Origin of the sequence: Bacteroides sp. Ga6A2 (genome assembly GCF_000702225.1) — a bacterium.
Taxonomy (GTDB): domain Bacteria; phylum Bacteroidota; class Bacteroidia; order Bacteroidales; family Bacteroidaceae; genus Ga6A1.
The window spans coordinates 158,885-169,788 of the sequence record NZ_JNKX01000008.1 but is presented as its reverse complement, the minus strand read 5'-3'; the positions used below and the strand labels follow the sequence as shown (position 1 = coordinate 169,788).

The 10,904-nt window shown below is 44.5% G+C and carries 9 protein-coding genes; all 9 read right to left on the bottom strand.

Features of this window, described 5'->3' with window-relative positions; translation table 11 throughout:
* Positions 1-360 precede the first annotated feature (360 nt).
* Positions 361-936: a Maf-like protein gene (locus tag T538_RS0102305; RefSeq protein WP_031531899.1), complete on the bottom strand. Its 576-nt coding sequence runs from the start codon at positions 934-936 to the stop codon at positions 361-363.
* A 21-nt stretch (positions 937-957) separates the two neighbouring features.
* Entirely contained in the window at positions 958-1,476 is a 519-nt protein-coding gene (locus tag T538_RS0102300; RefSeq protein WP_031531898.1) for a KdsC family phosphatase, read from the bottom strand.
* Positions 1,473-2,246, bottom strand: coding sequence for a Rossmann-like and DUF2520 domain-containing protein (locus T538_RS0102295; RefSeq protein WP_031531897.1), 774 nt, complete (start codon positions 2,244-2,246; stop codon positions 1,473-1,475). The genes T538_RS0102300 and T538_RS0102295 overlap by 4 nt, the downstream gene beginning before the upstream one ends.
* On the bottom strand, positions 2,243-2,779 hold the full coding sequence (locus T538_RS0102290) for a nitroreductase family protein (protein WP_031531896.1): 537 nt from the start codon (positions 2,777-2,779) through the stop codon (positions 2,243-2,245). The genes T538_RS0102295 and T538_RS0102290 overlap by 4 nt, the downstream gene beginning before the upstream one ends.
* 4 nt (positions 2,780-2,783) lie before the next feature.
* On the bottom strand, positions 2,784-3,491 hold the full coding sequence (locus T538_RS0102285) for a TIGR02757 family protein (RefSeq protein ID WP_031531895.1): 708 nt from the start codon (positions 3,489-3,491) through the stop codon (positions 2,784-2,786).
* A 6-nt stretch (positions 3,492-3,497) separates the two neighbouring features.
* Positions 3,498-4,586 carry an HpaII family restriction endonuclease gene (locus T538_RS0102280; protein ID WP_031531894.1) on the bottom strand — a complete coding sequence of 363 codons (1,089 nt, stop codon included), beginning with the start codon at positions 4,584-4,586 and terminating at the stop codon, positions 3,498-3,500.
* Between the two features lie 839 nt (positions 4,587-5,425).
* On the bottom strand, positions 5,426-7,741 hold the full coding sequence (locus tag T538_RS0102275; protein WP_031531891.1) for an LlaJI family restriction endonuclease: 2,316 nt from the start codon (positions 7,739-7,741) through the stop codon (positions 5,426-5,428).
* Positions 7,738-8,748, bottom strand: a complete 1,011-nt coding sequence (locus tag T538_RS0102270) for a virulence RhuM family protein (RefSeq protein WP_031531890.1) — start codon at positions 8,746-8,748, stop codon at positions 7,738-7,740. Before T538_RS0102270 ends, T538_RS0102275 begins: the two co-directional genes overlap by 4 nt.
* Before the next feature lie 49 nt (positions 8,749-8,797).
* Positions 8,798-10,903 (bottom strand): AAA family ATPase, encoded by a 2,106-nt coding sequence (locus tag T538_RS17530; RefSeq protein ID WP_051655822.1) that lies wholly within the window; start codon positions 10,901-10,903, stop codon positions 8,798-8,800.
* Position 10,904: the final 1 nt, after the last annotated feature.

The following is a 10,904-nucleotide window of genomic DNA, read 5'->3' as shown; positions in this document are numbered from 1 at the left end:
GCTATAGCTTCGGTAAGTATTGCTATAGGTTTCGCTGCAAAAGAAATAAACTTTATGATTTTCATGAAAATATTTCCCATACTATTTTTCCTTTAGTTCTGCTGAATTTCCGCGCTCAACTTGTGGTTGCTTACGAACGAAGGGACGCAAATTACGTTGTTATTCATAGACAAAGTATTTACGCGTAATTTTTTCAGCGGTGGGAATTACAAATTCCCATTTTCTTCTAAGCAGAATTGCAAATTCAGCTTAACTTGGTGATGAACGAGTCGTTTTTCGTGAATGAAGAAAAACGACTCTTTTTATTTGCGACGACACTCCACAACCAATTATGAATTATGAATTATGAATTTTGAATTGTCAATTGTCAATTGTCAAAAACTTCTGCAACTCCTTGTAAAGACGTTGAACAGGCAAGCCCACCACATTGAAGTAAGAACCCTCGATGCCAGTAACGCCAACGTAGCCAATCCATTCCTGTATGCCGTATGCGCCAGCCTTGTCGAACGGTTTGTAATGCTCTATGTAGAAGTCAATCTGCTCGTCGGTAAGCACATCGAACGACACATTCGTGGTTACGGCAAAGCAACTGTGCTTCTTGGTAGTTACGATGCTCACGCCAGTTATCACCTGATGCGTACGTCCGCTCAGCTTCCTGAGCATACGCTTGGCATCGGCAGCATCTGTTGGCTTGCCAAGAACCTCGCCGTCTACGTAGACTATCGTATCGGCAGTTATCAGAAGGTCGTCTTCGCCGATAATCTGCTTGTAAGCCTCAGCCTTCTTTGCCGAGATATGCTTTGGAATGTCCTCGCCTCTGAGCGTGTCGGGAAAGCTCTCGTCGATGCCCGGAATTGTCTTAACCTCGAACTCTATGCCCAGACCAGCCAGAAGTTCCTTTCTGCGAGGCGAATTGCTCGCCAATATTATATTCATCTTACTTCTTGTTTTTTGTTTTTACCATCCGAAGGCAACCTTGTCGCCCATCCATTTGCCTTGCGCCTTCAGCACCTGCTCAATCACGTCGCGACCGCAGCCCATGCCGCCCTCCTTGTGCGAGATGTATCGGCACACGTTCTTAATCTCGGGCGCGGCATCGGCAGGACAGCAAGGGCATCCGCATACCGAAAGAATCTCGTAGTCAGGGATGTCATCGCCCATGTAGAGCACCTCCTCGTCCTTCAGACCGTATTTCTCGAGCAGACGGCGATATTCGCCTATCTTTACGGCAGCCTTCATTATCACATCCTCTACGCCGAGCGACGTGTAGCGAACCCTTATAGCCTCGGTACATCCGCCGGTTATTATGGCAACATGAATGCCACGCTTAACGGCAAGCTGAATGGCATATCCGTCCTTGATATTAACGGTACGCATAGGCTCGCCGTTGGGATATGCCGTGATTGTCTCGCGACTTAGAACGCCGTCTACATCGAAGGCAATCATCTTTATTTTCGAAAGGTCGTAATTTATCATTTTGTTGATGTTTTATGAATACTCTTGCTCAGCAACTCGTATATCTGCTGAAGCTCGGGACTGTAGGCGAGCAGAGCCTTCTGCTTGTCCATAACGTTGCGATCGAACCGAACCGCCGGACCGGTCTGCGCCTTGCGAGGCTCGAGCGTGTGAATCTTTGCCGCCGTCTCGTCTATGAGCGGAATCATAGTGCTGAACGGAATGTCGTGCTGCGCAAGCATCTCGGCACAAAGAGCATACATGTGGTTGGTAAAGTTGTTGGCAAAGACGGCTGCCAGATGCAGATACTTGCGCTGCTCGCCCGAGAAATGCCACACGCTCTGCGACACGGACGATGCAAGCGACTCGATCACAGCCTCATCGTCGGCATTGTTAGCCTCGACAAAGCACGGGATGACCGAGAAATCGACTTCCCTGCCCTTGCTGAACGACTGCATGGGATACAGCACGCCAAACCTATGGCAATGCCCCTCGAATACCTGCATGGCTATGCTTCCGGCGGTATGCACAAAGAGTTTGTCTTCCCTTCCGCGACAGATGTCCGAAACACACTCTACAAGGGCAGAGTCTTTTATCGAGACGATGTAGATATCGGCCTCGGCACTAAGACTTGCAAGCGAGGTGGTGAAACCAGCGTCCAGTCTGCCGGCAAGAAGCCGGGCGTTCTCTTCGGTACGGCTGAAAACCTGCAATATATCGTGCCCTGCGTTGTGCAAGGCACGGCTCAGGTGCGTTGCCAGATTGCCGGCACCAACCATTACTATTCTCATTTTGTGTTACCGAACTTGTTGTAGTGAACCTGATTCCACAGCAGCTTGTCGTCCTCCATAGGCTTGCGCTCGGCTGCCTTGTGACCAACGCCGATGATGCTCAGAACCTCAAGGCTGTCGGGCAGTCCGAGTATGTTGTGAACGATGGTGTTGGCAGGCGTTCCGTCTTCTGCCGCGCGGTTGCGAATCTGCGCCCAGCAAGAGCCAAGTCCCAGTTCTTCGGCCTGAAGTTGAATCATGAGCGATGCAATAGAGGCGTCCTCAATCCACACGTCGTTCTCCGTTGGATTGGCGGTTACGACGATGGCAAGCGGAGCACCTTCAAGGAACTCGGCTCCCATCTTCTTGCAATGGGCAAGTTGCTTTATCGTTTCCTTGTCGTCGACAACGACAAAGTTCCAGTTGCGAATACTCTTTGACGACGGGCTCATAAGTGCTGCGCGCAAAAGCATCTTTACTTCGGGCTCGGTTACTTTCTCGTCGGTAAACTTGCGCATACTGCGGCGCGTTCTTATCAAATCTTTGAAATCCATAGTTTTATTTGTTGTTTACTCCATATCCAAAAAGTGCAAAGTCGCCGAGGCAGGGGTCGCCGGGAAAGATGGAGGCCAGAGCGTCGGTTATCTTGCGGGCGTTGGCAAGCGAGAATGTCTCCTTGTCGATAAGCCCCAGTTCGAAAGCCTGACGGCACACATGAACATCGAGCGGAATGATGAGCTGCGACGGACTGTACTTCTGCCACAACCCGAAATCAACCTCGCTGTCGCGCCTTATCATCCAGCGCAGAAACATGTTCAGTTTCTTCTGAGGACTCTTGTCGCTGACCTGCATAAACTGGCAGATGGCGCGAAACGGCGACTCGGCATCGAGCGTTAGAAGACAGTCCTCGAGCGAGTCGAAACGCACGTAGCAGTCGTGCAGTTTCTGAAAGAAGCCGTTGAAATCGGCATACATCAACATTCGGTAGAAACTTTCTTTTCTCCCTGCCTGAAAATCGGTCTGCCACCCAAGGCTCATCACATAATCGTAGGGCGACACGCCCATGATTGCATGCAGGGCATCAGCCTTCAGCACAATCTGCTTTCGGTTTCCAAAGCTCATAAGCGCGGTAAGCAGTCCGCTTATCTCGATGTCGCGCCTCTGGGCAAAGCGATGCGGAAACTGCACGGGGTCGTTTGCAACGAAGGCGGCCGTGTGATACTCAGCCGCCCATCGGCGCAAGCGTTCTGAAACGTCGTTGCGCATCGTCTTTTATTTCTTTGTAAGTGCCACCTTGGCGTTAAGTCTGAAATACCATTGGCCGTTCTCGCGCTCCAGATATCCGTAGTGGTCGCGCTCCACGTTGCCGTGTACAAGTCGGGTGTTATTCAGAAGGAAGTTCTCGAATACCGCCCTGTCGTTTACGCTGTAGCACAGAGGCTTGCCGCTGGCATCAACAAAGATGAAGCCGCTAACCACGCCCGTAAATCCGTCGAACACCTTTGTTGGGCGCATTCCCAGAGCCACCGCCATAAGGAACTGCTTAACCTTGTATTCGTAGTATCCGTGCTTCTCTATCAGCTCGTCTTTTATCTTCAGGGGGTTCAGTTCCTTCATCTTGTCTACGAGGTCGCGCACGCGGCTTGTTCCGTCAAGATACATCATTCGTGTCATCTCGCCCAGCAGTCGCGGAAAGTGCAGGTCGATGAGGTTAAGGTTGCTACGGAACACCTTGTCGGCAGCATCGTCGAACTTGAGCACGCCGCCCATAGCCTCTACCATCATCATTCGGCGCGCCACCGGATTCTCGCTCGCCTCGGTAGCGTTAATCTTGTTTACCGCCGGAGTAGGTATCTTTATTCCGTCGAGATGATACTTGATGTTGGCAGCACGACCGCCGTCCATCAGAGGGTCCATCGTTCCTACGCGCGAGTAGATGCGGAATCCCATTGGCGGTACGCCCTGAGTGTAGAACACGATGAAGAGGTCGGTACGGTCTTCGGTCTGAGCCTCAAGGTTGAAGATTTTAACCGCGTCGAGAAACTCCTCAACGCCCTCTGGCGACTCGATGTCGTCTTCTTCTGAATGACCCTTCATTGCTTCGAGCACCATCATAGCCACCGTTCCGAAGTCCTCGCGCGGAATACGGTATTCGTCGCCCTCCTCGGGAACGATGCGCACGTCTTCATCCTCAATGAAATACGAACGGCTTCCGTCGTGCTCCTCTCGCTTGACGCAATGTATCGGAAAGAATCGCTTTGACGGCTTGCCCAGACTGTTGCCAAGTGTGACCTTACCGTCCTTTAGCAACGTGAAGAAAGTATACAACTCACTCCATTCTCTTTTCTTTGCTGTAAACATATATTTTCGAGTTTTGTTGCAAAATTAGGCATTTTTTTTCACACTTGCCACAGTTTTGGCAAAATGATATGGGGAGAAAGAGGGAGTTCTCGCGATAAATAATCTTGCATTTCTTTTCGTTAAGAAGATGATACGTTAAGTCAGAGTTCCATCTTCCACATATTCCCCAAACATTCGTTGAAATATTTCAGAGCATCAAATTCGTCCCGAACTACAAGTTTCAAGCATCGCTACAGAAGTAAGCTAGAACACCCCAACGCTGATTGAACACACAATCTAAGCGATTGATTTTTATCATTATTTTGGCTCTTTTTCAGAAAAACACATTACTTCTTTTTATGTTTTTCAGAAAAAAGTTGTAATATTGCACCAGCTCATTAACCAAGTTGTTAAAGGAGTTACGGGGTCGTTTGTTTGCAAGCGACCCTTGCTTTGTTTTTAAGATAATCTGTTTTGAATATCAGCAATTAATTCATCAGGACTCATCGCAGAACCTCCAACTGACGTCAACCATTCCTCATACTCCTTCTGCTTTTTCTTTGCTTGATGCGGATAATCAGCAAAGAAAGCAATTTATTATGCATGAAAGGCTACCAGAAATAAAATGACTCAAAAGTCCTGATACGTAATGTACCAAATTCAAACTCCATTCGCAATGTTTGTGTCTTATCGTACACAACATCAAGTAAATTTTGAATAGACTCTCGTATCAATGACGGCTAAGGTGTCGCCAAAAAGAGTTCTACAGCAGCATTATTCGGACCTACATCCTGGCTGGCATCCTATTGTTTGGCAAAGTGCCATGAACAATTACATTCTAATGCGTTCATAATATTATGCTATTTTCTATATTTTTTAAGATCCTTACCAAGCATAAAGATTGGTTCTCCTTTTTTAAAGTCTTGATGAGATAATTTATAATCTACCAGCAATTGTACAATGTCAATATCACCAAATGTGATAGGATCTTGTTCTAAGATGTAGCTCACATAATTACGTCCCTCCTTGAGGTCTGGATAATGTGTTCTCTTCATGAACTCGTATGGGGTATCTGCGGCATTATGAATTTTGAACATCATTAATCCTTCAGTTGTAGGCTCTTCCAAATTGTAAAGGAAAAGGAAATCTGGGGCTTTCTTTGCCCTATTTTTTGAAAAGCTGCCATCACGTTCCTTATCAATACGGATATTATACATATTGTCTCGTTTACCGTTCCTACCAAAGATCCAATTCAGATGTTTTGTATTTTTATAACAACCTACCAAGAAGTTACTATTCATGAACGCCTCAAAAAAGTACCTTGTTCTGAACTCATTCGGAACATACCCTACTGGAGCAGGCACGACCTTAGGCAAATCCTTTATCATTGAAGGATTTGCACCCAAATCACACTTTGCACGATAGAAGTATTGGTCAATAATCTGACGTATGCCTTCATTCTCTGTTTCGATCTGTTGCTTCAACTCCTGCTCCTCTGGTTTGTCTAGAACTGCGGGATTACGGAGAGCCAACGAGAAATACTGTTGAGAATCCACATCCTCAAAAGGTTTGAACACCTTACCAAGCAACATCTGGAAGTTCTCGCGGATGTATTCATCGGCATTCACATTCTCATGAGGAGTTAGTGCATAGAAGAGGTATTTCTTCTTTAGCATCTCTTGAATCTCTTTCCGAAACATACCTCTAACCCTCTTTTTCCAACTTTCCTTCTCGCTTGTGTTATTTCTGCCATAAAGTGCAACGATAAAGAGGAAGTTTACATCATAATGGGCTATTAGGAATGTATCACGGTCGAAAAGGCGATTCTCGAACTGACGGGAGAAGAAATATTTTTCCTTCTTGTCAGTTAGGTGGATGTCGTCTTCTTTCTTTAGTGTGTTCTGCTGAGCACTAATAAAGAAATTCGGTATTACATTGTAACCCTCCGTCACATCATCACGAAGCATCACATGTCCGTGTTTCTCTTCATCTGTGCCATCATTGAAGAGGTCAAGATTCCATTGTATGACATTTCTTGCGTAGGTAAACTGCTTATACACACTTTCCTTGCCGATGGCATTCCCTCGCTTGTAGTATTTAGAGTCGCCTATATAATATATTGTTTTGTCCTCATCCTCATTATTCGTTAGGTTCTGCCATTGATAGATGTGATCCACCATTTTACCATCAGATTGTTCCTTCAACTCTCGCAGACGCTTGTCTTTCTGAGGAATCTTGTCGCCCACCAGTTCATCAATCATTGCTTCGAAGACAATATTGAAGTCCTTGGCAAGCAGATAGTCCTGCAATTCGCTTGAAATATTAATCTGGTGCGAACGGTCGAAGAAGGCGTAGCATAGATCCCAGAGTTGGATGGCTTTGTCTGAGAAGTACTTGTATTTGATTTGATGTAGGCGTACCTTGCCCATACCTCTTATGTAGTTCTCAAATTGCGCCTTGGGTATCAGAGGAAAGTTGATGTTAATCTCAGCCGAAAAACCATACTTGTCATTTATGTAGTTCAGAATACTGAAAAATATCACCAGCAGCTCCTCGTCAAAGTTTATCTGCCGTCTTTTGTTCACAGGATTCAAATATACTGGAGCTTCATCCTGCACAAAGGCTTGGCTCTTCGAAATGGTCTTTGTCCAGTTAATCTTATTCAATCCTGAGTGCTGGTTCTTCAGAGTGAAAAAGAAGAAATTCTGATTATCCTTGTTGAACTGGAGGAGCGAAAGAAGAACATCTAGGAAAGTGTTGCTCACCCTCCGTCTGCCTTTGCTCATCTCGGCAATATGCTTGTAATAGATGATGCCAGACTTCTTGTTCTTTGCCCTATAAACATCTATGGCACGATAAATCCATACAGCAAACTCGTAAATGAAGCGCCTTTGTTCTTCGCTCAAAGGGGAATCCTTATCGATATTGATAATGTCTTCTGGTCGATGTTCACCGAATGCCAGTTCCTTCTTGTTTTCACCAACCGTTATGAGCACTTTAGGCAGAATAAAGACACAGTCCTTCAGTTCGGCACTATAGTAGTACCCAACATAATTGACACTGATTTTTCCCTCAACATTCTCAAAGCCACCTAATTCTTTTAGGATGCACTTCAAGTCATGCTGACGGAGTTCGTCAGTTAATGTGTATTGATATTCTTCAATTAAAATTCTCATACTTCCGTTTTATCGTCGTCCTTGTCCTTTTTGTTCCTCAACCGCTTCACGGCCTTATCGAAGTCACTCTCTAACTGTCGCATTTCTCGTTCACGATAGATTTCAAACTCTCGCTCAGCCTTCTCGATGGCTTCTTGATGCGACACAGTGCCATTCCCTTCTAAGATATTCTTTCTCAATCGCAATATCTGGTCGTCTAAAGCCGCAATCCAATCAGCCATAGTCATTGGATTTTGCTCCAACGCCTGAAATTCTGCATAGTCAAGAAACTGAGAAGTAAGCAGATTCAGACGCTGTAATTCCAACTCCGACAGGTAGTTCTTTGCTATTTTCACATCATCACGTGTCACATAGTTGCCCTTAAAGTTGGTCATACCCACAAAAGGCTTCTCATTATCAACTCTTTCATAGATAAGTTCTGCTGCCGTATGTTCATGCACAGCATAGTGCATCTTGTTCTGCACGGTGGCAAAGAACAGCTTTGTCATATTCGCCCGAGGGTCGTAGTCGGTTGATGTAGCATAGATGTCCGTAACCTGCTGATAGAAATTTCGTTCGCTGCTGCGGATGTCACGGATGCGCTGCAACAGTTCCTTGAAATATCGGTTGCCGCCTTGCTTCAGACGTTCGTCGTCCATCGTAAATCCTTTTTGGATGTATTCATGCAAGCGCTGAGTAGCCCAACGGCGGAAGCGCACAGCAATAGACGACTGAACACGGTAACCAAGGGCGATAATCATGTCAAGATTGTAGTGGTCAATCTCCCTATGCACCTGTCGTTTGCCCTCTTGACGAACTAGAAAGAATTTCTTTCGAGTTCCCTCTTCACTCAATTCTTTGTCTTGGTATATGTTGCCGACATGAAGGCTAATGTTCTGAGGGGTGGTCGCATAAATCTCAGCAAGATTCTCTCTTGTCAGCCACACATCCTCGTCAGCAAAGCGCACATTCACGTTCACTTTGCCCTCTTCATCCTTATAGAGTATCAGTTTGTTTTCCTTGTCCATCTGCTATGCTAAATTGATATTCTACAATAAAAATGCGTATAGTAACTTGCTACTTAGACTCAATTATCCAACCTTGTTGTTTTGCAAAGTCAATAATATTTTTAATGTTTGTAATGTTCCAATAATTGCTGACAAAGAAATCCACACCATTTATGTCTTTGTACCTTCGTTCTGGTTTGAAGTAACCATATGCTTTCTTTTGGTAACTATATGGAGCGTTCTTTACATCCTCTTCTTTGACGATCAGACCTATCAGTTTCAAAGAATTGCCCATCATTGAATCTGGGAAAATATCTTTCAACTCCTCATATGAAAGGTTGGGATGTTCTTTCATGTATTTCTCTATTATAGAGACAGCCAACTGTCCCTTCCCTAGGTTTTCCTTACCATCAAAGGAGTACTTTGTCGTGTCGTTTCCTTCAGTTTCGATGTCATTACTCAGTGTATTAACATCACTTGACTCTTCTTGTGAACCTTCTGGAACCACTTCTTCGTTTACTGAAGCATCTACAACTTCCGAAGCCAACCTAACTTCAAGATTCTTCAAGAACACCTCTATTTTCTCTTCGTTAGGTTTGCCATTTGCCTTGAAGAAACATTGGAACGACAAATCACTATTGTCATCCTCTTTATCCTTGAAAATAGCATCATCAAAGCCATAGTCCTTGAACACATCATTATACACATAGAAAAGAACCTTGCCAACGAATCGGTCAGCAGAGATAACACTATTCTCTACATCATTCTCATTAACCTTTCTGTCTGCCTTACAGAAGAAGTATCCCAATTTTTTATCTTCTGAATGTGTTGCGTCCCAAATCTTGTTATTGATTTTCTCCACGAACGACCACCAGTCGTATTCTGTTCCGTTCACACATATCTTCCACTCCTTGCCTGCATTACTGATAGGAACGTATTTCCATTCCCATCTACGTTTGAAAGCAGAGTCAATTGGGAAGAGGCTTTGGTCGCTGGTGTTCATTGTTGCCCAGATGTAGAGGTTATTAGGAAGCAACAGACGACTACCACTCAACACATCAGAAACCACATCATCCTTATAATGGGCGTTGATAGCTTCTACGTTGGCAACTTGCAATCCATCGAACTCCTCATTCAACACCTGCATAATGTCAGTATCTGCAGTAATAGGGTATTTAGAGAAACCAATGTCATTGCGGTCAAGCAATTGGAATAAATCGCCAAAGATTTGGGCACAATTGCCACGATTTATCTCCTCTATTACCAAAACATGAGGATTTTCCAAGTCTTTCCATGCTGCAACGTATGCCTTCAGAAAAGCCTGTTGAGTGTACTTATATACAATTTTCTTCTCATAAACAATCTGACCATTCTCTTTTACTGGAAAGCCACGATCGTCACGAACCGTCACCTTCTCCATCTGTGGTTTGTATGCTCCTACAAAGGTTGAGTAGTCACTATCGGGATGGAAAGTTGTACGGATGTCGTGCATCGCATACTTTATTACATCCTCGTCAACCCCATACGACTTGCCTGTGCCAGGTGCTCCATAAACTATTTGTTGTAATGAAAGTTTGCTTGAAGGTTTATAATTGTCCTCCAATTCAAATCCTTTTGTATCGCTAGTAGGGGCTATTGCATTTGTAATCCACACATCAAAAACTCCATCTTCACTTTTAGAAATATGCAAATCGGAATATCCTCCAGCAAGATAATTACGTATAGTAAACTTTGCTGAAACATTATCACCATTACTGTTTTTATATGTAAAATCTTCTATCAGCCCATTGAAATAGAACCTATTATCTGTCTCTCCATTTTTTTTGAGCACGTCTTTACGTGCATACCATGTTTGAACTTTATGAGTTACAGGTGCTCCATTCTCAATAAAATAGCCTTCTAACAATTCAAGTTGCTCAAATACAAACGAAGGTGAGTAAGAAATCAATTTGTGAATTGAAGAGTTGTCATATTTTCTTGGTAATATGGACGCAATAAAAAGCACAGCCTTAGATAGGTTCTCTTTACTGAAACGAACTTTTATCTGGTCTCCAGAATCTTTAAATAAGTTGTAATGTTCATTATCCAAGAACAAATCAGTATTCTTTGCATCACCAGCTTTCGGTGTACGATAGCTCGCGTTAGTGTCATTAATGTGTTTAACGATTTCTTCCATA